Annotated in this window: 18 protein-coding genes and 1 pseudogene; 8 read left to right on the plus strand and 11 right to left on the minus strand. The window is 69.2% G+C overall.

What is annotated here, in order from left to right:
* Window positions 1–18 precede the first annotated feature (18 nt).
* Genes BLT45_RS14970 through BLT45_RS14980 form a run of 3 tightly spaced genes read left to right on the plus strand, consistent with a single transcriptional unit; the run spans window position 19 to window position 3,330 of the window.
* Window positions 19–474 (plus strand): (2Fe-2S)-binding protein, encoded by a 456-nt coding sequence (locus BLT45_RS14970; RefSeq protein WP_093301654.1) that lies wholly within the window; start codon window positions 19–21, stop codon window positions 472–474.
* A 55-nt stretch (window positions 475–529) separates the two neighbouring features.
* Entirely contained in the window at window positions 530–2,722 is a 2,193-nt protein-coding gene (locus BLT45_RS14975; RefSeq protein WP_093301656.1) for a xanthine dehydrogenase family protein molybdopterin-binding subunit, read from the plus strand.
* 8 nt (window positions 2,723–2,730) lie between these two features.
* Window positions 2,731–3,330, plus strand: a complete 600-nt coding sequence (locus BLT45_RS14980) for a hypothetical protein (RefSeq protein WP_093301659.1) — start codon at window positions 2,731–2,733, stop codon at window positions 3,328–3,330.
* 7 nt (window positions 3,331–3,337) lie between these two features.
* Here the strand turns inward: BLT45_RS14980 and rarD are convergent, their stop codons facing one another.
* From rarD to BLT45_RS15030, 10 genes and pseudogenes are all read right to left on the minus strand, one after another.
* A complete protein-coding gene (gene rarD / locus BLT45_RS14985; RefSeq protein WP_093301662.1) occupies window positions 3,338–4,258 on the minus strand; it encodes an EamA family transporter RarD in 921 nt (306 codons plus the stop codon).
* Entirely contained in the window at window positions 4,255–5,163 is a 909-nt protein-coding gene (gene yedA, locus BLT45_RS14990; RefSeq protein WP_093301665.1) for a drug/metabolite exporter YedA, read from the minus strand. Before yedA ends, rarD begins: the two co-directional genes overlap by 4 nt.
* Window positions 5,164–5,296: 133 nt before the next feature.
* Window positions 5,297–6,139, minus strand: a complete 843-nt coding sequence (locus tag BLT45_RS14995; protein WP_093302179.1) for a bifunctional transcriptional activator/DNA repair enzyme AdaA — start codon at window positions 6,137–6,139, stop codon at window positions 5,297–5,299.
* 85 nt (window positions 6,140–6,224) lie between these two features.
* Window positions 6,225–8,405, minus strand: coding sequence for a carboxy terminal-processing peptidase (locus tag BLT45_RS15000; protein ID WP_093301668.1), 2,181 nt, complete (start codon window positions 8,403–8,405; stop codon window positions 6,225–6,227).
* Window positions 8,406–8,610: 205 nt separating this feature from the next.
* Window positions 8,611–9,627 (minus strand): lipoyl synthase, encoded by a 1,017-nt coding sequence (gene lipA / locus BLT45_RS15005; protein WP_093301671.1) that lies wholly within the window; start codon window positions 9,625–9,627, stop codon window positions 8,611–8,613.
* Window positions 9,628–10,171: 544 nt separating this feature from the next.
* On the minus strand, window positions 10,172–11,689 hold the full coding sequence (locus BLT45_RS15010; protein WP_093301674.1) for a carotenoid oxygenase family protein: 1,518 nt from the start codon (window positions 11,687–11,689) through the stop codon (window positions 10,172–10,174).
* 10 nt (window positions 11,690–11,699) lie between these two features.
* Window positions 11,700–12,125, minus strand: a complete 426-nt coding sequence (locus tag BLT45_RS15015) for a DUF2141 domain-containing protein (RefSeq protein ID WP_093301677.1) — start codon at window positions 12,123–12,125, stop codon at window positions 11,700–11,702.
* Between the two features lie 110 nt (window positions 12,126–12,235).
* The gene (locus tag BLT45_RS18550) at window positions 12,236–12,781 is read right to left on the minus strand and encodes an EAL domain-containing protein (protein WP_254771897.1); all 546 of its coding nucleotides are present in this window, start codon (window positions 12,779–12,781) and stop codon (window positions 12,236–12,238) included.
* A gap of 26 nt (window positions 12,782–12,807) precedes the next feature.
* Window positions 12,808–14,589, minus strand: a pseudogene (locus tag BLT45_RS18690) (diguanylate cyclase); the annotation flags it as partial.
* Between the two features lie 151 nt (window positions 14,590–14,740).
* Window positions 14,741–15,820: a 3-deoxy-7-phosphoheptulonate synthase gene (locus BLT45_RS15030; RefSeq protein WP_093301684.1), complete on the minus strand. Its 1,080-nt coding sequence runs from the start codon at window positions 15,818–15,820 to the stop codon at window positions 14,741–14,743.
* A gap of 356 nt (window positions 15,821–16,176) precedes the next feature.
* Here BLT45_RS15030 and BLT45_RS15035 point away from each other — a divergent pair, with 356 nt between their 5' ends.
* The 5 genes from BLT45_RS15035 (at window position 16,177) to BLT45_RS15055 (ending at window position 22,809) form a co-directional block, all read left to right on the plus strand.
* Window positions 16,177–17,490, plus strand: a complete 1,314-nt coding sequence (locus BLT45_RS15035) for an aminotransferase class V-fold PLP-dependent enzyme (RefSeq protein ID WP_175455865.1) — start codon at window positions 16,177–16,179, stop codon at window positions 17,488–17,490.
* A 117-nt stretch (window positions 17,491–17,607) separates the two neighbouring features.
* Entirely contained in the window at window positions 17,608–18,132 is a 525-nt protein-coding gene (locus BLT45_RS15040; RefSeq protein WP_093301688.1) for an ECF-type sigma factor, read from the plus strand.
* 70 nt (window positions 18,133–18,202) lie between these two features.
* On the plus strand, window positions 18,203–20,836 hold the full coding sequence (locus BLT45_RS15045; RefSeq protein WP_175455866.1) for a tetratricopeptide repeat protein: 2,634 nt from the start codon (window positions 18,203–18,205) through the stop codon (window positions 20,834–20,836).
* Between the two features lie 79 nt (window positions 20,837–20,915).
* Window positions 20,916–21,905, plus strand: coding sequence for an alpha/beta hydrolase (locus tag BLT45_RS15050; protein WP_093301694.1), 990 nt, complete (start codon window positions 20,916–20,918; stop codon window positions 21,903–21,905).
* 4 nt (window positions 21,906–21,909) lie between these two features.
* Window positions 21,910–22,809, plus strand: coding sequence for a helix-turn-helix transcriptional regulator (locus BLT45_RS15055; protein ID WP_093301697.1), 900 nt, complete (start codon window positions 21,910–21,912; stop codon window positions 22,807–22,809).
* Between the two features lie 198 nt (window positions 22,810–23,007).
* Here the strand turns inward: BLT45_RS15055 and BLT45_RS15060 are convergent, their stop codons facing one another.
* Window positions 23,008–25,929 (minus strand): TonB-dependent receptor plug domain-containing protein, encoded by a 2,922-nt coding sequence (locus tag BLT45_RS15060; protein WP_093301699.1) that lies wholly within the window; start codon window positions 25,927–25,929, stop codon window positions 23,008–23,010.
* Between the last annotated feature and the right edge of the window lie 70 nt (window positions 25,930–25,999).

Below are 25,999 nucleotides of genomic sequence, written 5' to 3' on the forward strand. Positions count from 1 at the left end.
CCGCCGCCAGGAGACGCCATGAAGTTGAACGTCAACGGGGCCGAGCGCGAAGTCGACGCGCCGGATGACATGCCGCTGCTCTGGGTCCTGCGCGACCTGATGGGGCTGACGGGTACCAAGTTCGGTTGCGGCATCGCGCAATGCGGTGCCTGCACGGTGCATGTCGATGGCGCGCCGCTGCGCGCCTGCGTCACGCCCGCGTCCGCCGTCGCCGGCAGGAAGATCACCACCATCGAAGGCCTGTCGGCCGACGGCTCGCATCCGGTGCAGAAAGCCTGGGCCGAGCTGGATGTCGTGCAGTGCGGCTACTGCCAGTCCGGCCAGATCATGTCGGCGGTCGCGTTGCTGGCCAAGGTGCCCTCGCCTACCGACACCGACATCGACCAGGCGCTCTCCGGCAACCTGTGCCGATGCGGCACGTACCAGCGCATCCGCGCCGCCGTGCACCGCGCCGCCGACATCGGCAAGGCCTGATCCGGTGCGGTGACGTCCGTCACCGCATTCCCCATCGTTCGACGGAGGCTGTTCCGTGAACCTTGAAACCTCGACTTCCCGCCGCGACTTCCTGCGCGCCACCGCGCTGGCCGGCGGCGGCCTGATCATCGGCTTCGTCGTGCCCGGCGCGCGCCGCTTCGCGATGGCGCAGGAAAGCGCCGCCGCCGCGCCCGCCGCGTTCGTGCCGAACGCCTTCCTCAGCATCGGTGCGGACGACATCGTCACCGTGCAGCTCGCGCACGCGGAGATGGGCCAGGGCATCTGGACCACCCTGCCGATGCTGATCGCCGAAGAACTGGATGCGGACTGGTCGAAGATCCGCGTGCAGCACGGGCCGGCCGACAAGGTCTATACCAGCCCGGTCTTCGGCATGCAGGGCACCGGCGGTTCGACCACCACCTGGTCCGAGTTCGACCGCTACCGGCAGGCCGGCGCGACCGCACGCGCAATGCTGCTGCAGGCCGCGGCCGCGCGCCTGAAGGTGCCCGTCGACCAGCTGCGCACGGAGAACGGCGCGGTGGTGTCCGGCACCACACGGCTGCGCTACGGCGAACTGGCCAACGAGGCCGGCACGCAGACGCCGCCCGCGCTGGATGCGCTGAAGCTGCGCGACCCCAAGGACTGGAAACTGATCGGCAAGGCGACCAAACGGCTGGACACGCCCGAGAAGATCACCGGCAAGGCCAAGTTCGGCATGGACATGCAGTTCGAGGGCCTGCTGACCGCGGTCGTCCTGCGTTCGCCGGTGTTCGGCGGCACCGTGAAGTCCTTCGACGCGACCAAGACGCGCGCCGTGGCCGGCGTGCGCAACGTGGTGCAGGTGCCCAGCGGCGTGGCCGTGATCGCCGATCACTACTGGGCCGCCAAGCTGGGCCGCGATGCGCTGCAGGTGGTGTGGGAAGGCGACGCGAACGCCAAGCTCGACAGCACCGCGCTTCGCGAGCAGTTCTCGCAGCTGGCACGCACGGAGGGCGCCGTGGCCGCCCGCGCCGGCGACGTGGCAGGCGCGCTGGCGAAGGCCGACAAGGCGCTGGAAGCCGAGTACGCCGTGCCCTACCTGGCGCACGCGGCGATGGAACCGCTGAACTGCACGGTGAAGATCGGCGACGGCGAGTGCGACATCTGGTGCGGAACCCAGTTCCCGACCCTGGACCAGAACAGCGCCGCGAAGATCCTCGGTCTCCCGCCGGAGAAGATCCGCATCCATACGCCGTTCCTGGGTGGCGGTTTCGGCCGGCGCGCGACGCCGACCGCGGACGTGGTGTCCGAAGCCGTCGAAGTCGCCAAGGCCGCGAAGGCGCCGGTCAAGACGGTGTGGACGCGCGAGGACGACACCCGCGGCGGCTACTACCGCTCGGCCTTCGTCGAGAAGATCCGGGCCGGCCTGGACAAGGACGGCATGCCGTCCGCATGGCACCACGTGATGGTGGGCCAATCAATCATGGCCGGCACCTTCATGGAAGCGATGATGGTCAAGAACGGCATCGACGCGACCTCGGTGGAAGGCGTCGCCGATTCGGCCTACGTGCTCGGCACGCCGGCGCACCGCGTGGACCTGCATTCGCCGGTCACCGGCATCCCCGTGCTGTGGTGGCGCTCGGTCGGCCACAGCGTCAATGGGTTCGTGATGGAGAGCTTCGTCGACGAACTGGCGCACGCCGCCGGCCAGGACCCCGTCGCGTACCGGCGCACGCTGCTGAAGGACCATTCGCGCCATCTCGCGGCGTTGAACCTGGCCGCCGAGAAATTCGGCTGGGGCACGCCGCCCGCGCAGGGCCGTGGCCACGGCATCGCCGTGCACGAATCGTTCGGCAGTTACGTGGCGCAGGCCGCCGAGGTGTCGATCGAGGACGGCAGGATCCGCGTGCACCGCGTGGTGTGCGCGATCGATTGCGGCGTGGCCGTCAATCCGGGCGGCGTGCAGGCGCAGATGGAATCGGGCATCGCGTTCGGCCTGGGCGCTGCACTGCATTCGGCGCTGACGCTGCGCGAAGGCCAGGTGCAGGAATCCAACTTCCACGACTACCAGGTGTTGCGGATGAACGAGATGCCGAAGGTGGAAGTGCACATCGTGCCGAGCACCGAAAAGATGGGCGGCGTGGGCGAACCCGGCACACCGCCGATCGCGCCCGCGGTGGCCAACGCGGTGTTCGCCCTCACCGGCCAACGCCTGCGCGAGCTGCCGTTGCGTCTGCCGACGCCCGTTTCCACCACACCCGCTGCCTGAGGCCCGCCATGCGCATCTTCCTGATGTCGTTGACCGTCCTTCTGCTCGTGGGCTGCAAGCCGCGCGTCAGCGAGGAACAGAAGGCGCAGGCGGTGGCCGCCTTCGCCACGGTGGAGAAAGTGTTCCAGCATCCGCGCTGCAGCAATTGCCACATTCCGGGCGATGCACCGCTGCAATTCGACGCACAGACGCCGCACGCGATGAACGTGGTGCGCGGCCCCGATGGCAAGGGTGCGCCCGGCCTACCCTGCGCGACCTGCCACAACGAACAGAACTCGCCAGCAAGCTACGGCCCGCATGCACCGCCCGGTGCGCCGCATTGGCAGCTGCCGCCGCCGGACCACAAGATGGCGTGGATCGGCCTGCCGGCCGACCAGCTGTGCGCGATGATCCAGGACAAGAAGCGCAATGGCGGTCGCGACTTCGACGCGCTGCTCAAGCACGTGGCCGAAGACAAGCTGGTGCTGTGGGGTTGGAACCCGGGCGGCGAGCGCGCAGCGGTGCCGGTGCCGCATGACCAGTTCGTCGCCGCGTTCAAGACGTGGGTGGATGCCGGCGGGCCCTGCCCCGCAGCCGGCGCCACCGCCGCGGGTGGCGCGGCGCACTGAGCGTCGCTTATTTGTTCGACGGTGCCGCTACCAGTGCGTCGCGGCGACGCGCGCGCCACAGGCCATCGCTGGCGAAGATCACCAGGCCCGCCCAGATCGCGGCGAAGCCGATCGCGCGCGTGGCGTCGAAGGCTTCCTTGAACACCAGCACGCCGATCAGGAACTGCAGGCTGGGCGCGATGTACTGCAGCAGGCCCACCACCGACAGCGGGATGCGCCGCACGCCGTAAGCGAAGCCGATCAGCGGCACCGCGGTGACCACGCCGCCGAGGATGAGCAGTAGGTTGTTCTTCCAGCCGAAGCCATCGATGAAGCCTCCGCCGTGTCCGAATTCGCCCCAGACGACATAGGCCAGCGCCGGCAGGAACAGGTACAGGCTCTCCACACCCAGTCCCGCCACCGCATCCACCGCGACCAGCTTGCGGACCAGGCCATACAGGCCGAACGAGAACGCCAGGCCCAGCGCGATCCACGGCGGCGAGCCCGCCTGCAGCGTCAGCCACGCCACGCCGGCCAGCGCGAACGCCACCGCGATCCACTGCGCAGGCGACAAGCGCTCACGCAGGACCATGACGCCCAGCACCACGTTGATCAACGGGTTGATGAAGTAACCGAGGCTGGTTTCCACCACATGGCCGGCGTTGACGGCCCAGATGTAGAGGCCCCAGTTGAACGCGATCAGCAGGCTGCTGATGCCGAGCAGCGGCACGGCGCGCGGTTGCGCGCGGATCTGCCGCCACCAGCCGAGGCCGTTCTTCAGCAAAAGCCACCCCAGGACCAGCACCGCGCTCCACACGATGCGGTGGGCGATGATCTGGAACGACGGCACCGCCTTGAGCAGGTGCCAGTACAGCGGCACCACGCCCCAGATCAGGAAGGTACCGACGGTGATCGCCAGCCCTTTGCGGTCGAGCGGTGGCGGGGTCATTTCGACTGCCGTGCGCGCGCCAGCGTGATGACCACGACGCCGGCGAGGATCACCGCCATCGCGCCGAGGTCGTGCGCGGTGAAGGTCTCGCCGGCGATGAAGGCGCCCAGCGCCACGGCGATGACCGGGTTGACGTAGGCATAGCTGCCGACCAGCACGGGACGCGCATGGTGCAGCAGCCACACGTAGGCGGTGAAGGCGATGATCGAACCGAACACCGCCAGGTAGGCGACGGCGAGCGCGCCGTTTACGGTCCAATCGGCCACGTTGAATCGCTCGCCATGCAGCAGGCCCGCGGTCACCAGCATCACGCCCGCGGCCAGCATCTGCGCCGCGGCCGTCATGAACGGCGATGGCAGGTCGCGTCCGCGCGACCACACCGAGCCGTAGGCCCAGGCGATCGGCGCCAGCAGCAACAGCACCAGCCCGACCGGCGACCCGGTCAGCGAACTGCCCGCGTTGAGCCAGACCACGCCGGCGAACCCGACGATGATGCCCAGCCATTCGCCGCGGGTCGGGTGCTGCCCGCGCATCGCGCCGAACAGGCCCATCCACAGCGGCATCGATGCCACGGCGACCGCAGCGAGACCGGACGACACCGTCTGTTCGGCGAGCACCACCATGCCGTTGCCCATCAGCAACAGCAGCGCGCCCATCACCAGCAGGTTCTTCCATTGCGCGCGCGTCGGCGCGGCGACACCGCGCCAGCGCAGGAACAGGTACAGCACCAGACCCGCCGCGACGAAACGGCTGCCCGACACCATCAGCAACGGCGGGAAGCCGCCTTCGAGCGCGAAGCGGATGCCCAGATAGGTCGATCCCCAGACCACGTAGACGATGGACAGGGCGGCAGCGACGGCAAGGCCGCCACGCGCAGGCGCGGCGGCGGAAACGGACGAGGTCATGGGGAACCGTGGGGAGTGCGGTATGCCGTAATTCTAGGCCAGGCGGGGACCGACGGCATGACGGAACCGCGGTCGGTCGGTTGAAACCTTTCCGGCGCGGCTTGAATTCCGTTCAAGCCGGCTGCGGACAGGATCAGCCCTGTTCGCGTGCGAGCAGCTGCTGCTTGCGCGGCAGACCCCAGCGGTAGCCGCCCAGCGAACCGTCGCCGCGGATCACCCGATGGCACGGCACCACGACGGCGATGCGGTTGTGCGCGCACGCACTGGCCACGGCACGCGCGGCGCGCGGTGCACCCAACTGACGCGCGAGGCCGGCATAGCTCACCGTCTCGCCCTCGGGCACCTTCATCAGCGCATCCCAGACGCGCTGCTGGAAGCCCGTGCCCAGCAGGTCGACCGGCACGTGCGCCTCGCGCCCAGCGAGGCGCTCGGCCACCGCCTGCAGGCGCGGCGCGAGGAAATCATCGCGACCGGCCTCCACGCGTTCCAGTTGCGCGTGCGGGAACTCGTCGCACAGGCGGCGCTCCAGCGCCGCATCGTCATCGCCCAGTTCGATCGCGCAGATGCCGCGCTCGGTGGCCGCCACCAGCGCGCGGCCCAACAGCGTGTCCACCAGCGTCCAGCGGATCGACACGCCGCGCCCGCCGGCGCGGTAGGTGGCGGGCGTCATGCCCAACCGCGTGGCGCCGCGTTCGTAGAGCCGCGACGGCGAGCCGTAGCCGGCGTCGTACAGCGCCGTGGTCACGTCGTGTCCCTCGCGCAGCGCGGACTTCAGCGTGCCGAGCTTCTTGCGGGCGAGGTATTCGGCGGGACTCAGTCCGTAACGCGCACGGAAGCGCCGCTGCAGGTGCGAAGCGCTGAGGCCGGTGCGCGCGGCCAGGTCCGACAACGAGGGTTCGCCCTCATCCAGCAGGCGGCGGGCGGCCTCGAGCGGATCGGGCGAAAGCACGGAGGAAGCGGAAGGGCGGCGCGTCATGGTGTCCATGCGCCCAGACTAGGCCGGGCGCAACGGACGCGCTATCCGGATCTTGCGCGGAGTGCGAGGCACCCTACGCATGGGATCACTCGGCCCAGCGGCCGGGGCCCGGCGAATCCGGCAGGACCTGCGCGGACAGCTTGCGGTCCTGGCCGAGGATCTCGATCGCGTCGCCGAGGATCGCGGCGGACTCGCGCAGCAGCGGATCCGGGCGCTTGTCGGCCAGCTTCTCGCGCTGGGCATCGCGGACGATGTCGCGCTCGGACGCGCCCAGGCCATCATCGGCCAGGTCGTCGGCCAGCGGATCCAGGGCCAGGCCCAGCGTCTTGCGTTCGGCCTGGCGCTGCTTGCGCTGCACGTCCTGGCGATCGCGCTCGGCGCGACGCTCGGTTTCATTGAGCGAAACGTACTTCTTCGCGGCTTCGGCACGGAACTGGGCGACGTCTTCCGACCACCACTGGAACTCCTTGTCCTTGGCCGAACGCGCCGCATGCAGGGCCTGCAGGCGCGGCAACAACGGCGCGAAGTTGCCGTAGGTGGTGTGCGGCAGCGCGGCGATGCGCGTCCACGGGAGCGCGTTGTCGTAGGTGCTCTCGCCGTACTCGCTGGCGTCCACGCTCACCGGGAACGCGATGTCGGGCACCACGCCCTTGTGCTGGGTGCTGCCGCCCGCGACGCGGAAGAACTGCGCGATGGTCAGTTTCACCGAACCGAAGCGCGGCGCCTCGTTGGCGGGCCAGCGGTCCAGGTCCACCATGTTCTGCACGGTGCCCTTGCCGAAGCTGGTCTCGCCGATCACCAGGCCACGCCCGTAATCCTGGATCGCGCCGGCGAAGATCTCGGACGCCGACGCCGATCCACGGTTGATCAGCACGGCGAGCGGGCCATCCCAGGACACGCCTGTCTTGCGGTCGCTGTTGACGGTGACGCGACCACCGGACTCGCGCACCTGCACGACCGGGCCCTTGTCGATGAAGAGGCCGGTGAGCTCGACTGCCTCGTCCAGCGAACCACCGCCGTTGTTGCGCAAATCCATCACCACGCCGTCCACGCCCTGCGCCTTGAACTGCGCGAGCAGCTTGGCGATGTCGCGGGTGGCGGAATTGAAGTCGTTCGGATTACGGCGACGGCCCTCGAAGTCCTGGTAGAACGCCGGCAGCTTGATCACGCCAATGCGACGCGCGGGACCGCTGGCATCGGCGGGCAGGGTGATGGTTTCGGCCTTGGCCGCCTGCTCCTCGAGCTTCACCTTCTGCCGGGTGATGGTCACCGTCTGGTGCTTGCCATCGATGCCGGCTTCCACCGGGATGTACTCGATGCGCACCTGGGTGTCCTTCTTGCCGCGGATCTGGGCGACGACGTCGTCGATGCGCCAGCCGATCACGTCGGTCATCGGCCCGGACTTGCCCTGGCCGACCGCGACGATGCGGTCGCCAATCGTCAGCTTGCCGCTCAGGTCGGCAGGGCCGCCGGGCACGATCTCGCGGATCGCGACCAGATCATCCTGCCGCTGCAGCACCGCACCGATGCCTTCAAGCGACAACGACATCGACTGGTTGAAGTTCTCGGCGGTGCGCGGGGTGAAATAGTCGGTGTGCGGATCGATCGCGCTGGTGTAGGCGTTGAGGAACGTCTGGAAGACATCCTCGGTCTTCAGTTCGTTGATGCTGCGCTGGAGGTTGGCGTAGCGCTTGTCCAGCGTCTTGCGGATGTCGTCGGGCTTCTTGCCGGCCAGTTTCAGCCGCAGCCAGTCGTTCATCACCGACTTCTTCCAGATCGCATCCAGCTCCTTGCCGTCGGCCGGCCACGGCGCGTCTTCGCGGTCGTAGTCCCAGCGCTGGTTGCCGGTGAAGTCGAAATCCTGCTTCAACAGCGCGCGCGCATACGCCACGCGCTGGGTCACGCGCTGCTTGTAGACGGTGAAGATCTCGTACGCCGGCGCGAGGTCGCCGCTGCGGATCGCGTCGTCCATCTTCGTCTTGTACGGCCCGAACCGCGCCACGTCGGCCGAGGTGAAGAACTGCTTGCCGCCGTCGAGTGCTTCCAGGTACCGCTTGAACACCTCCTGCGACAGCGCATCGTCCAGCGGGCGCGGGCGGTAGGCGTAGCGGCTATCGGAGAGCAGCCCATACACGAGCTTGGAGGTGTTGGTCTGGTCCGCCGTGGGCGCCACCGCGATCGCGTCGCCATCGCCGCGCGCGAGCAGCGCCAGCGGGGTCGAGAGGGCCAGGGCCAGCAGCAGGAGGGGGGCTTTCTTCAGTTTCATGGGTACTCGTGGCCCCGGAGGGCCGTCAGGCTGGAACAGGTGACGGTTCGACACGACGACAGTGCACAAAGTTGCGTGCCTTGTCATCTGCCTTTCGGCAGCCTAAAGGCCCTGGCGTAGGGAAAGGTGAACCGCGCCCGTGCCACCGCCCGCAAGCGCGCACGGCGATGCCGGCGCGCTGTGGCCGGCGTCACGGGATCGAGGCTCAGACCGCCTGGCGGGCGGCGTGCGCGGCCTGCGCCGCCTGCTGGTCGGCGTGGTAGGACGAACGGACCAGCGGGCCGGAGGCGACGTGGCTGAAGCCCAGCGCCATGCCGTACTCCTCCAGCGCCTTGAACTCTTCGGGCGTCCAGTAACGCAGCACCGGGTGGTGGTGCGCCGTGGGCTGCAGGTACTGGCCGATGGTGACCATGTCCACGTCGTGCGCGCGCAGGTCCCGCAGCGTGCCCTGTACCTGCTCCATGGTCTCGCCGAGGCCCAGCATGATGCCGCTCTTGGTCGGCAGGTGCGGATGCTGCTGCTTGAAACGCTGCAGCAGGGTCAGCGACCACTGGTAGTCGGCACCAGGGCGGACGTTCGGGTACAGGTCCGGCACGGTTTCGATGTTGTGGTTGAACACGTCCGGCGGATTGACCGCCAGGATCTCCAGCGCGCGGTCCATCCGGCCCTTGCCGCGGAAGTCCGGGGTCAGGATCTCGATGCGGGTCGCCGGCGAGTGCTGGCGGATCGCGGCGATGCAGTCGACGAAATGCTGGGCACCGCCGTCGCGCAGGTCGTCGCGGTCCACGCTGGTCACGACCACGTACTTCAGGCCCATGTCGGCGACGGTGTTCGCCAGGCTCAGCGGTTCGGACGGATCCGGCGGCTTGGGCCGCCCGTGGGCGACATCGCAGAACGAGCACCGGCGCGTGCACACCTCGCCGAGGATCATGAAGGTGGCGGTGCCGTGCCCGAAGCACTCGTGGATGTTCGGGCAGCTGGCCTCTTCGCATACCGTGACGAGGCGGTTCTCGCGCAACTTGGCCTTGAGCTTGGCCACAGAGCCATCGGAGGGAATGCGCACGCGGATCCAGGACGGCTTGCGCAGCACCGGCGCATCGGCGAACTGGACCGGCGAACGCCCGATCTTGTCCCCGCCGAGCTGCTTGGCCCCCGCTTCAAGCGGGGCGGGCGAGGCACTGACGACCTCAAGGGGGATTGCGCGTGCGGGGGTGTCGGCCATGGCGGCAATTCTAACGCTTTCGCCGGTCGCCCCCGACCGACACCCGCCTTCGGGCACGGGATGGCGGCTGGGGCAAAGCCCCTGCGTCGGGGGCGCGGCGAAATCGCGGGGTGTGCGGGCGCGCCGCGGGGCCCACGGTTCGCGCGGCAAAGCTTAGGTTTTCATGCCTGCGACGCAGACATAAAAAAAGCCCGCAAAGGCTAGGCCATTGCGGGCTTGCTCCCTCCCCCACGTCGGGATGCAGGGCCATCGTGAAGGGTCCGTTAGAGGTCATGCACGCTGCACTGCAAAACAGAACCGGGCAGTTCAGCACCCACCTCGGCCGCGGCGCGAACATGAATGCGAGCAAAACTCAAGCCAGGAAAGGGTGTTACCGATATCAGACCAATTGATGAGCCCCGGGCGAGAATGTTGGTTACGTTCTTCACTCCATTTACCTGAATAGGGCTACCCCCACCTTCGCGCGCGAATGTCGTGGGGAACCCGCTTAGTCGAGGTCGTGAAAGCGGCTCCTGACCGTGTCCTCCGGCGTCCAGGCGCCCGGTCAGCGGGCCGCGAAGTGGCCGTGGAAACCCAGCGGGACGGTGTAGGGCAACCAGGCCTGGGCGAGCGGACCGGCGTCTACCCGACGCGCATCGAATACTGCGATCCCGCTGCGTCCGCGACGGCCATCCAGCAGCGTGCCCACCAGCCAGCCCTCGTCAGGCCGCCGGCTGCCCGAGCGCGGGACGAACAGGTGTTCTTCGACGAGCACATCCGGCCCGAAGTCATGGACCTGCCGGCGCCCGCGGGCGAGGTCGAAGGCGCCCACGCCGTTGAAGTAGGGCGCAGTCGATGCGCTCGCGTGCACCGGCGCGTACAGCCGCGCGGGACCGCTGGACGGCGTGCGTGCGTCGAACACGGGAAACTCGATGCCGGCCACGCCGGTCTCTTCCCAGTGCGCGCGACCGGTGCGCAGGTCCAGCATCAGCTCGCGTACCGGGCCCTGGCCGCCGCCCGCATGGGCCTGCCCGCTCATCGCGGCCTTCATCGGCGAACGCGCGTCCTCGACGTCGGGATGGTCGACCGCGCGCACGACGATGCGGCCGTCGCGCTCGAAGGCATCGCCGAAATGGTAGATCGCCGCGAAGTCGGCCTCGAACCAGCGCGCCACCGACGGCGAAGCCTTGTCGACCACGGCGATGCGGAGGGGCTGGTCCTGCTGGAAGCGCAGGCGCTCGAAGAACGCGCCGGAGCCTTCGGCGTAGCGGAACGGAATCAGCACAAACACCAGGTGGCGATCGGTCATCGCGAAACTGTGCAGGTAGCCGGGCACCGGCATTTCCAGCACGTCGGCGGACGCGAGCGCGCCGTCGCGGCCGATATGCCAGACCATCAGGCCGTTGCCGCCCAGCATCGAGATCGAACCGAAGTTCCACGACGAGCCATCGCGGTCGACCAGCGGATGCGCCGAGAACGGGATCGCCGCCAAGTCCGGGCGCCACGTGACCGGGCCGAGCGTGGTGAGCTGGTCGGGATCGAGTTCGAACGCCGAGCCCGCCTCGCACAGCGCGAACAGGCGGCCGTCGATCATCGTCACCGACGTGTTGGCTGTGTTCGCATCGTCGTTGTTGCGGATCGGCTGCATGTCGGGGATCGACGTGCCCGCGACCGGATACTGGAACTTCCCGGCCTTCTGCTCGCGGGTGAACTTCGGCGTGGCCACCATGCGTGCGTGATGGGTCAGCGTGCCGTCGCCGTTGAAGCGCCAGCCGTGCACCATGCCGTCGCCATCGAACCAGTGTTCGTAGCGGAAGCCGGCGCGCTCGGTCCAGGCCGGGCCGTTGCGGTACAGCGTGCCGGCGAACCCGGCCGGCAGGCGGCCCTCCAGCGACACGGTCGCGGGCCCGAGCGTTTCGGATTGGACGGACTTCCATCCGGCCAGCCATGGATGTTCACGCAGGCCCTCGGCAAAGCGCGCGGGATCGCCGGCGAAGGCGTGTTCGCTGCGCAGCAGCGCAGGCGCGATGGCCAGGGCGGTGGCGCCGGACAACAGGTTGCGCAGGAAGCGGCGGCGATCCATGGCGGCGGCCTCAGCGCAGGCTGACGTCGATGCTGGCGGCGGCGCCGGCCAGCTCGAAGCGCGCTTCGTCCCACGTCGGCTTGCGCATCACGCGCGGGTTGTTGCTGAAGCCGTAGCCTTCCAGCGGCATGCCCATCGCATTGGTGTCGAGCTGGCCGTTGCCGTTCTCGTCGTGGGTGATCATCACGGCGTACGCGCCGGGCTTCAGGTCCCGGAACACGAAGGTGACCTGCCCGCCGCTGGGCGGTGCGCCCGTCGCCTGCACCGGCGCGGCCTGGCCGTCCCAACCCGCCTGGGAATCGACCAGCGCGACCTTGATCAGGCCGGTCTGCGCGCGGACGTCGTGCAGCACCACGGTCAGCTCGGCGGCCTGCGCAGCGGCGCCGGCGGCGAACAGGGTGACAAGGATCAGGGCACGGCAGGCGAAGCGGTTCATGGCGGACTCCGGTGGATGACGGGAACGTGGCGCCAGTCTCGTCCGCGCACCGCACCGGGTCAGTTGCCAACGGTCATCGGTTCGACCTGCCGGAAGTCACTCCTTGCGGTTCAGGGCCGGTCGGCGGCGAGTGCCGCCAACGGACGCGGCCGCCCGAACAGGTAGCCCTGCAGCGATGTGCATCCCAGTCCACGGAGCAGGTCCAACTGCTGCCGCGTCTCGACGCCTTCGGCGGTCACCGCTAGGTGCATCGAACGCGCCAGGTGCACCACCGATGCGATGATCGAACACGTCATGTCCCGCGCCTCGTCCTGCAACAGGGCCGCGGCGAACGACTGGTCCAGCTTGATGGTGTCGAAGGGAAGCTCCCGCAGCTGGGCCATCGAGGAATATCCCACGCCGAAATCGTCGATGGCGATGCGGACCCCTGTCTGGCGCAGCCGTCGCAGCACGTCGCGCGCGGCGGCGGGATCGCGCGCGAGCACCGATTCCGTGATTTCCAGTTCCAGCCGGCCCGCCGGCATGCCGACGCGGTGGAGGACGTCCAGCACCGAATCCACCCACGATGGAGACGCCAGCTGGATCGGCGAGACGTTGACGGCCAGGGTGATGTCCGGGGCCCAGGACGACGCGTCGCGACACGCGCGCTCCAGCACCCACAGACCGATGGGATGATGAGACCCGACTGCTCGGCCACCGGGATGAAGTCGATCGGCGCGATGCGCCCGTGCAACGGGTGCCGCCAGCGGAGCAATGCCTCGTAGCCGCGGACGCGCAGATCGTCCGAGGCGTGCAGCGGCATGTAGTCAAGTTCCAGCTGTCCGGCACGTGCGGCCAGCGCAAGATCGCTGACCAACGCCAGGAGCTGCTGGAGGTGCTCGCCCATCTCGGGCGAGTAGCGCCGCGACGTGTCGCGCCCCTCGTTCTTCGCCGCGTAGAGGGCGTTGTCCGCCTGCCGCAGCAGTTCGCCGGCGTCGGCCGAACGGCTCACCTGCGAGACGCCGATGCTGGCGCGCACGTCGACGCGATAGTCGTTGACCTTCGCGGGCACCCGGAGCACGCCCAGGAAGCCGTCCAGGCATGCGCGGACGGCTTCGTCCGCGCCCTCGGCCGGCAACGATCGCAACAGCACCGCGAATTCGTCCCCGCCCAGCCTCGCCAGCAGGTCTCCCGGCCGGCATCCGCGCCGCAAGCGCCGGGCGACGCTGCGCAACACGTGGTCGCCCGCTGCATGGCCGAGGCTGTCGTTGATCGTCTTGAAGTTGTCGAGATCGATCATCGCGACGGCGTACGCGCCCTCGCGCTCCGCTTTCATGGCATCGAGAAACGCACGCCGATTGGGCAATCCGGTCAGCGGGTCGTGGTGCGCCAGATGGTGGAGATTGCGTTCGCGCACCCGCGCATCCGCCTCCCTGAGGCGCGCGTCGGACACGTCGCAGCCGACGCCGCGCCAGCCGATCCATTCGCCCGTCGGCGCATGCAGCGGCTTTGCGCTGAGCGACCAGCTGCGCGCCTGCCGGTCCACCATCGCCTCCATCACTACGCCGCTGAACGGCATGCCGGCCTGAAGCCGTCGGCGCAATGCGGCGCTCCCCACGTCGTCCCCGTCACCCACGGCGACGAGGCCATGCCGGGAGAACAGCGTGTCCAGGCGCTTGCCGACCAGATCCTCGTGCCCGATCCCCAGCACCTGGGAAAGCCGGCTGGCCGCACGCGTCAGCATGCCGTCGCGATCGCTTTCCCACAGCCAGTCGTTGGCGCCATCCTCGAAGTCGCGCAGCAGCAGGTCGATGATCTGCCGCTGGTGGTCCGCGGCCAGTTCGGCTTCGATGCGGCGCACGAAAAGATGCGACGCGAACAGGAGGGCGAACGACAGCATCACCGCGTAGCAGCAGAGCAGCGCCACCGTCGTGCCCTGGGCCTGGGCCATGAAATCCAGCCGCATCACCATGAAGCAGGCGGAGACCGTCAGGATCAGCAACCAGGCGAACGACACCAGGGGCGTGGTGATGCCGACCAGCACGCCGGTGGCGATCAGGCCGGGCGTGTAGGCACTGAGCAGCAGGCGACTGTCGTCGCTGGTGGCGAGCGGCGCCCCGAGGTAGATGCCCGACCCGCACACCAGCGCGCAAAAGCCGCACCAGAACACCGCCGCATGCAGATCGCCCATCCGCAGCGACCGCTCGCCCTCACGCCGTTGCCGGCGCAGGCAGGCGATCGCATGCCATCCCCAGCCCAGGTGGCCCAACACGAAGCACGCCAGCCAGGGCCAGATCGCCGGCCACTCGAGGAAGGGCCACATGACCAGCAGCACGCCACCGCCGGTATAGCCGTTGGACGCCGCATACCAGGGCACGACACGGAACAGGTTGCGCAACTGGCGATTGAGCAGCAGCGCTCGCGCATCCTCGCTGCCGTCGGGCAATGCCCAGCACCTGCGCAACCGCTGCCAGACCCCACGCATGGCCTGTCTCCTGTCAGGCGCAGTCTCCAAATGTGAATAAATTCACTTTAATCAGAGACTTGCAACGTGGATAGTAATCCTCGGCGGGGCCTCCAGCTCAACTGTCCGGCCGGCAATCGTCAGGGCAACGAAGCAACGGCGCATTGGCGCATTACGCGGCCTGCTCGATCCGCTCCCGCTGCGCCCGCCGGATCCTGACCGCCGCAGCCAGTCGCGCCAGCAGCTCCGCGCTGGCCTCCCAACCCAGGCAGCCGTCGGTGATGCTCTGGCCGTAGCGCAACGGTTCGCCATCGACCAGATCCTGCCGGCCGCCGACCAGATGGCTTTCCACCATCACCCCGACGATGCGGCGCTCGCCGGCCTCGAGTTGCGAGGCGATGTCGTCGATCACCGCCGGCTGGTTGTCCGGGTTCTTGCCGCTGTTGGCGTGGCTGGCGTCGACCATCAAGCGCGCCGGCAACCCCGCCTTGGCCAGCACCTGGCTCGCCGCCTCGATGCTGGCCGCGTCGTAGTTGGGCGCCTTGCCGCCGCGCAGGATCACATGGCAATCCGGATTGCCCGCGGTGGCGGCGATCGCAGACCGGCCCTCCTTCGTCACCGCCAGGAAATGATGCGGATGCGACGCGGCGCCGACCGCGTCCACGGCGATCTTCACGTTGCCGTCGGTGCCGTTCTTGAAACCCACCGGGCAGGACAGGCCGCTGGCCATCTCGCGGTGCACCTGGCTTTCGGTGGTGCGTGCGCCGATCGCGCCCCAGGCGACCAGGTCGCTGATGTACTGCGGCGAGATCGTGTCCAGGTATTCGCAGCCGGCCGGCAGGCCCAGCGCGTTGATGTCGCGCAGCAGGCCACGCGCCAGGCGCAGGCCGCGGTTGATGTCGAAGCTGCCGTCCAGCGCGGGATCGTTGATCAGGCCTTTCCAGCCCACCGTCGTGCGCGGCTTCTCGAAGTAGACGCGCATGACGATCTCCAACTCGCCCGCCAGCGCGTCGCGCAACGGCTTCAGGCGCGCGGCGTACTCCAGCGCGGAGGCGGGATCGTGGATCGAACACGGACCGATCACCACCACCAGGCGGTCGTCGAGTCCGTGCAGGATGCCGTGCAGCGCGTCGCGCGCTTCGGACACCGTCTGCGATACGGCGTCGTCGCACGGCAGCTCGCCGATGATCGCGGCGGGCGTGACCAGCTCATCGAGTTTCCTGATGCGCAGATCGTCGGTATGGGGGGCCATGGGGTTCTCCGGAGTCAATAAAAAAGCCGCCAGGTTCGCTGGCGGCTTCAAGGGGATTCTTCTGGTGTCTACCTAGAATGAACGCAGCCTCGCCACCGCCGTGGGTTCGCGGTAATACCAAAACCAAAAGCGGGCGCGGGTGGGATTCATGGGGGCGTAGAAATATCACGGCTTCCGCGGGCTGGCGAATGTTTCATCTGCAACCTGGAACCGCGGATTCAGGCTCCTGTGCGCGCCTGCATGGAACGTCGCCGGCACGCCGCGCCTTGGACGTCCGCCAGACGGTGGCCGCGACGGGCCTACGCTCGCGTTGGCCCCGTTGTCGCGTCCCGCGATGCCACCGGTTCCGGTGCACCATGGCCCTGTCCCGCCGACACCTGCTCGCGGCGCCTGCCGCCCTCGCCGCCTCGGCCCTGTTGCCCGGCCCGCTGCTGGCGGCGGTCGCGGCGCAGACGCCCGCCCCGCCCGATCTCTCCGATTGGGACGCGGTGCGCGCGCAGTTCGCGCTGGATCCGGCCTACCTGCATTTCGCCTCGTTCTTCATCGCCAGCCATCCCACGCCCGTGCGCGAGGCGCTGGACGGCTATCGGCGTGCGATGGACGCCAATCCGTTCCTGTTCGTCGAACGCGCGATGTTCGAGGACGATGCGCACAACCTGCCCCTGCAGGTGTGCACCGAAGTCGCGGAGTACCTCGGCGGGCGCGCCAACGAGGTCTGCCTCACCCGCAGCACCACCGAAGGCCTCGCCCTGGTCTACCACGGGCTGCCGCTGAAGGCCGGCGATGAAGTGCTGACCACCGTCCACGACCATTACTCGCACCACGAATCTATCCGGCTGGCCACCGCGCGCGCCGGCGCCACGATGCGCAAGATCGCGCTGTTCGCCTCGTCCGCGGACGCCGGCGTCGACGAGATCGTCGGCAACTTGAAAGCGGCGATACAGCCGGCCACGCGCGTGGTCGGCATCACCTGGGTGCACTCCAGCACCGGCATCCGCCTGCCCATCCGCGAGATCGCCGCGATGCTGCGCGGCCTTCCCGACCCGCCGCTGCTGGTCGTCGACGGCGTGCACGGACTCGGCGCTGCCGACGACACCGTCGCCACGATGGGCGCGGATTATTTCTGCGCCGGCACGCACAAGTGGATGTTCGCGCCGCGCGGCACCGGGCTGGTGTGGGCGAACGCGGCGAACTGGGGCCGCCTGCGGCCGCTGGTGCCCAATTTCACCGAGATCGAAAGCTACAACGCCTGGACCGAGGACCGCCCGCCCGCCGGTCCCGCGAACGCGGCACGGATGATGCCCGGTGGTTTCCACGCCTTCGAGCACCAGTGGGCGATGACGGCCGCCTTCCGCATGCACCAGCAGATGCAACGGCCGCGCGTGGCCGCGCGCATCACCGCGCTGAACGACCAGCTCAAACGCGGCCTGGCCGACCTGCCGAAGGTGAAGGTGCACACGCCGCGCGCCGCCGCGTTGTCGGCGGGTCTTGTCGCCTTCGAAATCGACGGCATGGGCCCCACCGACATCGTGAAGCAATTGCTCACGCGGCGCATCGTCGCCAGCACCAGTCCCTACGCCATCAGCTACGCGCGATTGGCGCCGAGCCTGGTGAACACGCCCGCCGAAGTCGACGAGGCCTTGCGCGCGGTGCGCGCGCTCGCCACCTGAACACACCGGGCCGGCGCGTCCGCCGAGCGGTGGCCCCTCCGCCGGACATTGCGCGTTGGTCCCTCATGCGGTCGTTGCGAAGCGACCCACCGCTTCCTTCGCCCCGACCGGACCGTCATGCCCCCGAACGACGCTTCTCCCCGCCCGCTGGACGACATGTTCGGCGAGGTCTACCAGGAACTGCGCCGGCTGGCGCACAAGCAACGGTTCCCCCGCGACGGCGCCACGCTGGACACCACGGCGCTGGTGCACGAGCTGTACCTGCAGATGAGCCACCAGCAACCGCAGTTCACCCACACCCGGCAGTTCTACGCGTATGCGGCGCGCGCCATGCGGCACATGCTGGTCGACCGTGCGCGCGAGCGCGCACGCATCAAGCACGGAGGCGACCTGCGCCGCACCGACTACCGGGACACGCTGGCCGGGCAGGTGACGATCGACCCCCAGCACGCACTGGAGCTGGACCAGGCGCTGCGTCGCCTGGCGCTGGACGATGCGCGCGCCGCCGAGGTGGTCGAACTGCATTACTTCGCCGGGCTGCCGCTGGAGCGCATCGCCGAACTCTGTGAACTGAGCGTGCGCACCGTCTATCGCGACTGGCAGTACGCGCGGGCGTTCCTCGGAGCCCAGCTGGCCGCGTAAGCGCGCCGGCATGTCAGGGTCGGGCCCCGAAAGACGCTTGATGGCAGACCCTTTCCCGCAGACACACGCCATGCCTTCCCTGCGCCAGTCGTTCGATGCGGTCGTGGACCTGCCTGCGGAGGCACGTCGCGACTGGATGGACCAGCACTGCCCCGACCCGACCGACCGTCGCCACCTGGAAGCGCTGCTCGCCGCGCACGCGCGCACCGAACCCGTCCTGCTCGACACCCCCGTCGCCGCGCTGATCGAGGCGATGAAGGCGGACGATGCGCGCCCGCCGCACGCGTGGATCGGCGAGCGCATCGGCGCCTTCAGGCTGATCAGTCCGCTCGGCCAGGGCGGCATGGCCAGCGTGTTCCTCGCCGAACGCGAAGACGTCGATTTCCAGCAACGGGTCGCGGTCAAGCTCTTGCGGCGCGGACCGTACTCCGAACTGCAGCAGCAACTGTTCCGGCGCGAACGGCAGACGCTGGCCGCGCTCGCACACCCGGCCATCGCACGCCTGATCGACGGCGGCGTGACCGACGAAGGCGTGCCTTATCTGGTCATGGATCATGTGGACGGGCTGCCCATCACCCGCCATGCGGACGTGCATGACCTGGCGCTGGGCGCGCGACTGAAGCTGCTGTGCGATGTCTGCCGGGCGGTCGAGGCCGCGCACCGGCAACTGGTCGTCCACTGCGACCTCAAACCTTCCAACATCCTGGTGACGAGCGAAGGCGCGCCCCGCCTGCTGGATTTCGGCGTGGCGCGCCTGATCGATGCCACCGGCGATGGCGAGGGAGCCGCGGCCATCGGCCTGACGCCCGGATACGCCGCGCCCGAGCAGTACACCGGCGCTGCGGTGACCACGGCCACGGACGTATACGCGCTGGGCGTGCTGATGCACGAGCTGCTCAGCGGCGAACGCCCCGGCGAAACCCTCGACCCGCGCACCGCAGCGAAGGGTGATCTGGGCGCCATCCTGGCGAAGGCGACCGCCACCGATCCCGCCCACCGATACGCGTCGGCGGGCGACCTGGCCGACGATCTCGAACACCATCTGCGCCACGAGCCGGTCCGTGCGCGTGCGCCTTCGCCGCTCCACCGCATGCGCCTGTTCGCCCGACGCCATCGCGGTGGCGTCGCCGTCGCCACCCTGCTGATGGCCGCCGTGCTTGCCAGCCTGTCGGCGGCGCTGTGGCAGGCGCATACGGCACGCCTGGCCGCCGCGGAAGCGCAGGAGCAGGCCTGGCGTGCACGCCACGAAGCGCAGCGTGCGAATGCCGTGCGCGACCTGCTGGTGCAGTTGTTCGAGAACGAAGTGCCTAAGGGGCCGCGCAGCACGCTGCCGGATACCGCCACGCTGCTGCAGCGCGGTGCCCAGCGCGCACGCACCGACCTGGTCGCGACGCCGGCCCTGCAGGTGGAGATGCTGGTGGTCATCGCGCGCATCTACGACGAAATGTCCCGGTACGACGACGCGCGTCCGCTGCTGGCAAGCGCCGTCGCCACGGCGCGCACCCTCCCCGCGCGCGATCATGCCGCGCTGGGGATGGCGCTCAGCCAGCAGGGACAGCTCGCCTCCAGCGAGAAGGACTACCCGGCGGCACTCGCGCTGTTGAACGAAGCGCTCGCCGTCCAGCGTGGCGTCGATCCGCAGGGGCTCGCCGCGGCGCTGACCTACCATCGCCGCGCGATCGTCCACAGCGAAGTCGACGAGCATCAGGCGGCCATCGCCGACCACCTGACCGCGATCCGCATCCAGCAGGCGCGGCTGACACCCCGCGACCCGCGCCTGGTCCGCAGCTACGGCGCGCTCGGTACCGCCTACACGCGCGCGCACCAACCGGGCCAGGCGGTGCGTTGGCAACGGCATGCGCTGACGTTGACGCGCGCAGCGTACGGCGACGAGCACCCCGAGACGTCGCGGCGGCTCAGCAACTACGGCATCGCCCTGATGGCCGCGGGCCGGATGTCCGAGGCCGAAGCCCCGCTGCAGGAAGCGGTCGCCATCGCCCGCCGCATCTATCGCGGACCGAATGCGGACGTGGCCCCGCGCGTGCACAACCTCGGCAGCGTCTACCTGGCGCTCGGCCGCCTGGACGAGGCCGAGCGGCTGTTGCGCGAAGCGCTCGACATCGAGCATGCGATCGGCCGCGAGCGTGCGCCCGGTATCGGCTTCTCGCTGGCGAAGCTGTCCCGCATCCAGGAACTGCGCGGCGACCTGGGGGGCGCGCGGGCGCTCGCCGACGAGGCGCGCGCGCAACTCGACAAGGTACTGCCGCCCACGCACGAACAGCGGCTCGATGCCGAGTTGCGTGTCATGCGCCTGCAGCTGGTGGCAGGATTGCATCGCGACCTGCGCGAGGACGCCATCGATCTGCAGCGGCGGGCCGGTGCGCTGAAGGAGCCGTATCTGTCGGCCACCGCGTTGTACGTGCGTGCCCTGGCGCACGCGCGACAAGGCGAGGATGCGCGCGCCATCTCGATGATCCGGCAGGCGCTGCAGATCAGCGCGCGCCCGCGCGCGTTCCCGCACGACCTGATCGCCTGGTACGCCACGCTGGCGCACCTGTACGAGCGCGTGGGCGACCCTGCGGCCGCGGCGCGCGCGCGCCGCGACGGCATCGCGTTCGCCGACCGCATGGAGATCCCCAGAACGCATCCTGCGCGCCGCGCATTGGTAGCGCCCGCAACCGTCACGATGACCAACGCCCCCTGAACCATCACGCGGCGCGTGTCAGTGGGCATCGCCGGAAAGCGCTCGTTTCTGTGGACCCCAAGCAGAGACCGGACTTCCCATGTTGCTTTCCCGCCACGCCGCGCCAACCGCCGAAACGCTTGCCGACGCTTCCGCCCCCTCCGTCGCCGTCGCACGCCGAAACGATCCCGAAAGCACACCTCCGCCGGCGGCCGCGCCGCGCCGCTGGACGCGTGCCGTGCAACGCCTGGCCGGGCTGCTGGCGCCCCGCCATGCGGCGCGCCGGGGACTGCTGCGGCTCGATGACGAAACCGCCTTCGCCGGCTGTCCCCGTGGCATCGAAGGCTGCCCGGAACACCGGGAAACGCTGGCGTTGCGTGGCCGGCGCGTGCAGATGGTGTGCTGGGGCGATCCGCGCCGCCAACCCTACGTGCTGCTGCCGCCGCTCGATGCGACGGGACGCGACGCGATGGCGGGCTGGGTGCGTGCCCTGACCGCGCAGGGGTATGCGGTCGTGGCCTTCGCACGTGAGGGCCGAACGGTCGCCACGCAGACATCCACACTGCTGGAAACCACCGGCGACATGCTTGAAGTGGGCCGTCGCTGCGGCGAAGCGGCCGCGGTCATCGGCCACTCACTCGGCGCCATGTCGGTCATGCTCGCGCTGCACCAGGGCCTGCGTGCGAAGCGCGCGATCCTCGTCTCCGCGCAGGCCGACCCGCGCGCCGCGCTGCAGCGCTTCGTCGATCGTTCCGGCATGGGGCCGCGCGTCGGCGCACGCATGCTGGCGCTGCTCGAATCCCGCATCGGCCAGGGCCTGGATGCGCTGCAGGCGCATCGCATCGCGCCCGCAATCGGTATCCCGGTGCTGGTCGTGCACGACCTGCTGGACGACGAGGTGCCGTGGGACGAAGGCGAGCGCTTCGCCCGCCACCTGACCGCTGCGCGGCTGCTGACCACGCTCGACCTCGGCCACCATGGCGTACTGAACGATCCGACGGTCCTGAAGGACTGCGTGCGTTTCCTGAAGGGCGAAGCGATCGGCGACAGGGTGGTGTCGTCGCCGAACCTTCCCTACGGTCTCGGCTGACGTGATGCCGGCGCCGCGTCGCCGCCGCGACGGCGCTGCGCCCGCCTGCGTCGTCCGGTTCCGCCACGCGCGCCGGCTCTCCGGCGACGATGCCGGCGACGACCTGGCGGGCCTCTGCCTGCGCGGCGGCCGCGGGATGCATGCACCACTGCCGCGCAGCGGATGCACCCTCGTCATCGTCCTGCGGGGCACCGTGGAGGTCGAGACGGACGATGGCGTGTTCCGTCTCGCCGGGCGCCGGTTCCTCGCCTTGCCGGGCGATGCGCCGCGGCGCCTGCTCGCCGGTCCGGGCGCCGACTGGGTGCTCGTGCATGTCCCCGTGCGCTGGGCACAGGCCCTGTCGGATCCGACGGAGCGCCTGGGCCTGGCATCACCCCTGCTGCTGCCCGCCGCATTGCCGATGGACCGCCCGATGCTGCAAAGGCTGTCGACGCTGCTGCACTCCGCGCCGCATCCCTGCGACAGGGAATCGGGGGGCGAGCTGGCCGGCCTGGTCCTGGCCGCGCGCGATGCGCAGTCCCGCGCGGCGGACTGGGTGGAGCGCGCCTACGGTCGCAGCGAACGGCATCGACGCGCCGTCGTCGCGCGCCTGCTGACGGCGCGCAACCGTATCCTCAATGCGCCTTTCGATGCGCACGACCTGCGCGCACTGGCCGAGGCGGCGCGCTACTCGCCTTCGCACTTCCTGCGTTCGTTCCGCGATGTGTTCGGAATGACGCCGCACGACCTGCTCACCCAGACCCGCCTGCTGCGCGCGTGCGCGCTGATCCAGGACGGCCGCCTGGCGATCTGCGAGATCGCCGCCCGCGTCGGCTACGAGAGCCGGCATGCGTTCTCGCGTTCGTTCAAGCGCGCGACCGGGGTCACCGCGACCCGCTTCCGTACCGTGGGCGGCGCCCGCTGAGCCATCCCCAAAGCGCGATAGACGTACCCGCGCACCGCGACGACGGACATCGCCCCCTGCGCGCATCGGGCGAGACTGGCGGCACAACATGCATCGCACACGACTGCGCACCGGGTCTCTCTCCCCGGTGCGCTTTTTTTTGCGGCATGGAAAGGCCGCGCCCTCGCGGACGCGGCCGGCGGGACCGCTGCGGGCGGCTCAGAACTTCTGCTGGTACTTCAGGTAGACGAACCGTCCGATGTCGTAACCGCCGTAGTACGAGTAGCCGGAGCTCGGCTGCGAATACATCGGCGGCCCGTAGCGCTCGAACACATTGTTGGCGCCGAGCGAGATCGTCGCATTCCAGGGTGCCTGGTAGCGGACCTGCACGTCATGGAAGGTCGTCGAAGGGCGCTCGTGCATCCGCAGGACCTCGCCTCCCGTCCATGGCGCGCTGTAGTCGGGCAGGCTGCAGATGTCGTCGAAGGAACAGCGCTCCTTGAGCCCCGAGTAGTACCGCATGCCCCAGGAGGCGCCCCAGCTTCCGTGCTCCCACCCGAGGTTGAGGTTCGAACGCAGACGGAAGTTCGCGCCTGTGCCGATCGACAGGCCATTCAACTGCTGCGGCGGATTGTCCTCGAGCGCGTCGGTCTTGAGCTCCAGCTTGCTGATGTACGTACTCAGCCAGCTTGCGCTGAAGGTGCCCCACGGAGTCGCACGGCGATAGTTGACGTCGAAGTCGAACCCTTCGGTCTCGACATGGCCCACGTTGATCGGCGTGGTGATGAACGACAGGATCTCGCCGGTCGCCGCATCGCGTTCGAAGCGCGAACCCGTCGACGCGTCGCAACGCGCCTCGATCCCCCGCAGGTAGCAATCGTCCAGCACCTGCGTCTCGGTGTCGGCCACGATCGTGTTCTCGATGCGGATCGTCCACCAGTCCAGCGACACGTTCAGGCCCGGCGCGAACGAGGGACTAAACACCACGCCCAGCGTCACCGATTCGGAGGTTTCCGGGGTCAGATCCGGATTCGAACCCGCCACGAAGGGGATCGGCGACTGCGTGCCCGGCCCGTTGGCGATGCCGTCGGCGTCGTTGGCGGGCTGCCGGAAGTCGACCGGTACGTCCTGCAGGCAGCGCGCGTTGCCGCGCGCCGCGCCGAACGAGGTGTCGCACGGATCCGTGTAGAACGAGAACGTCTGCGAGGCGCCGCCGTACAGATTGCTGACATCCGGCGCGCGGAAGCCTTCGGCCCAGGTGCTGCGGACCAGCAGCGAATCGACGGGCTTCCATTTCAGCCCCAGCTTGCTGTTGGTGGTGTCGCCGAACGTGTCGTAGTCCGAATAGCGCGTCGCCGCGCTGAGCGTCAGCTCGCGGGCCAGCGGCATGCCGGACAGCAGCGGCACCTGCACCTCGGCATAGATCTCGTCGAGGCTGTAACCGCCCGCCGTCGGCCCGGCGGCGAGATCGGTGGAGCCGCCCGACTGGGCCAACGCGTCGGGCGAGAACTCGCCGTACTCCTTGCGGTGCTCCACGCCCAGCGCGATCGCCAGGTCGCCGGCGGGCAGCGTCGCCAGCGTGCCGGTGATGTTGGCGAAATAGTCCTGGGTCTTCGTCATCGAGACGGCCTGGCCGACCGGGAAGATGAACTGCCTGACCGCCGGATCCGTCGCCGAGCCGTCGCCCGGGCCGCCGTACCCGAACGGAAGGAGCGGGTTCCATGGCGTGCATTCGCCCTGGCTGGTACCGAGCGGGATCGGGTTGTCCGGTGTCCCGCACTGGACCACGCCCTGGCTGTTGAGGAACGAAGGCCCCACCGCCATGCGCACCGCGGCCAGATTGAGGTTGCCGGTGCCGACCTGCACGCCCTTGTTCTGGTTGTAGAGGTAGCCCACATCCCAGTCCCAGCTGCGCCCGGCCAGGTCGAAGTACCCCGACAGCGTGCCGCTGAAGCGATAGGTGCTGAGCGAAAGCCGGTTCTCGCGCGGCACTTCCCAGCCGCGGCGGGTGAAGTGCACGGCGGTGGGATCCGCGTCCCCACTCTGGTTGCCGACGGGGTTGTAGTAGCTGTCGATCGACATCGGCGTGTCGAACGCCTGCGATGAGTACGGATAGCCCGCATTGCGCGAGAACGAGGCGCGGTCCGTGTAGAGCATGTCGCCGGCGAAGCGGAGGCGGTCGCTGAGCGCGTAGTCGAGGTTGACGAATACGGACTTGCGTTCGATGCCCGCCAGCAGCGTGGACTGCTGGACCGGCAGCGAGAAATCGGTATCGTCCAGCGCGCGGTAGCTGTCCAGGTCGCGCGGATCGAGTCCGGGCGTCTCGCGCCGCAGCGTGAAGTTGCCGCGCCCCGGGACGATCAGGCGGCCGTACTGCGTGGTTCCGCTTTCTCCGCCCGGCCTCGGTGCCCGGCCTTCGCCCATCGGGAAGCGGTTCGCCGAAAACCAGCGGTCCGTGGCCCACACCGGATCCTCCTCCGTGTACTCCGCGCCGACGGTCACCGAGCCGCGGTCGCCGCTGAAACCGGCGATCAGGTCCAGGACCGTGCGCTGGCCGTCGCCCTGCGCGTACTGGCCGCCGTAGACGCTGGCCTGCATGCCATCCATGTTGCGCCGGGTGATCAGGTTGACGACGCCGGCGATCGCATCGGAGCCGTACAGCGTGGATGCGCCGTCCTTCAGCACCTCGATCCGTTCGATCATCGCCGCCGGGATCTGCGAGAGATCCTGGAAGCCGCCGGTGGTGATGCCCAGCCGCTTCCCGTTGACCAGCACCAGGGTGCGGTTGGGGCCGAGGTTGCGCAGATCGATGTACGCACCGCCCACCGCCTCGCCCGCGGCCAGCGGCGTGATCCGGCTCACCGCCGGACTGCCCGCGCTGGTGATGTTCTGCAGGATGTCGGCGACGGAATTGAAGCCCTGCTTCTGGATGTCCTCGCGCGAGATCACCAGCACCGGCGCAGCGGTCTCCACATCCACCTGGCGGATGCGCGAACCGGTCACCTCGATGCGGTCCAGGGTGGTGGGCGCCGTGCCGGAAGGCGCCGGCGCCTCCTGCGCGTGGGCCGCCGCCGCGGTGGCCGCGCACGCGACCAGGGCGACGCGGATCGCGTCGCGCAATGCATGTCGTTTCATCTGAATCCCTCTCCTCGATGGCTGTCGTTCGCGTCGTGTTCGGTGAAAACATCGTTAAGCACCGAAGGTCGTACGC

The sequence above is a fragment of the Pseudoxanthomonas sp. CF385 genome (genome assembly GCF_900104255.1).
GTDB lineage: Bacteria > Pseudomonadota > Gammaproteobacteria > Xanthomonadales > Xanthomonadaceae > Pseudoxanthomonas_A.

What these genes read in the sequence shown, in the direction of transcription:
- BLT45_RS14970 (WP_093301654.1), top strand. Translation starts at nt 19, where the DNA reads ATGAAGTTGAACGTCAACGGGGCCGAGCGCGAAGTCGACGCGCCGGAT.
- BLT45_RS14980 (WP_093301659.1), top strand. Translation starts at nt 2,731, where the DNA reads ATGCGCATCTTCCTGATGTCGTTGACCGTCCTTCTGCTCGTGGGCTGC.
- rarD (WP_093301662.1), bottom strand. Translation starts at nt 4,258, where the DNA reads ATGACCCCGCCACCGCTCGACCGCAAAGGGCTGGCGATCACCGTCGGT.
- yedA (WP_093301665.1), bottom strand. Translation starts at nt 5,163, where the DNA reads ATGACCTCGTCCGTTTCCGCCGCCGCGCCTGCGCGTGGCGGCCTTGCC.
- BLT45_RS14995 (WP_093302179.1), bottom strand. Translation starts at nt 6,139, where the DNA reads ATGACGCGCCGCCCTTCCGCTTCCTCCGTGCTTTCGCCCGATCCGCTC.
- BLT45_RS15000 (WP_093301668.1), bottom strand. Translation starts at nt 8,405, where the DNA reads ATGAAACTGAAGAAAGCCCCCCTCCTGCTGCTGGCCCTGGCCCTCTCG.
- lipA (WP_093301671.1), bottom strand. Translation starts at nt 9,627, where the DNA reads ATGGCCGACACCCCCGCACGCGCAATCCCCCTTGAGGTCGTCAGTGCC.
- BLT45_RS15010 (WP_093301674.1), bottom strand. Translation starts at nt 11,689, where the DNA reads ATGGATCGCCGCCGCTTCCTGCGCAACCTGTTGTCCGGCGCCACCGCC.
- BLT45_RS15015 (WP_093301677.1), bottom strand. Translation starts at nt 12,125, where the DNA reads ATGAACCGCTTCGCCTGCCGTGCCCTGATCCTTGTCACCCTGTTCGCC.
- BLT45_RS15030 (WP_093301684.1), bottom strand. Translation starts at nt 15,820, where the DNA reads ATGGCCCCCCATACCGACGATCTGCGCATCAGGAAACTCGATGAGCTG.
- BLT45_RS15035 (WP_175455865.1), top strand. Translation starts at nt 16,177, where the DNA reads ATGGCCCTGTCCCGCCGACACCTGCTCGCGGCGCCTGCCGCCCTCGCC.
- BLT45_RS15040 (WP_093301688.1), top strand. Translation starts at nt 17,608, where the DNA reads ATGCCCCCGAACGACGCTTCTCCCCGCCCGCTGGACGACATGTTCGGC.
- BLT45_RS15045 (WP_175455866.1), top strand. Translation starts at nt 18,203, where the DNA reads ATGCCTTCCCTGCGCCAGTCGTTCGATGCGGTCGTGGACCTGCCTGCG.
- BLT45_RS15050 (WP_093301694.1), top strand. Translation starts at nt 20,916, where the DNA reads ATGTTGCTTTCCCGCCACGCCGCGCCAACCGCCGAAACGCTTGCCGAC.
- BLT45_RS15055 (WP_093301697.1), top strand. Translation starts at nt 21,910, where the DNA reads ATGCCGGCGCCGCGTCGCCGCCGCGACGGCGCTGCGCCCGCCTGCGTC.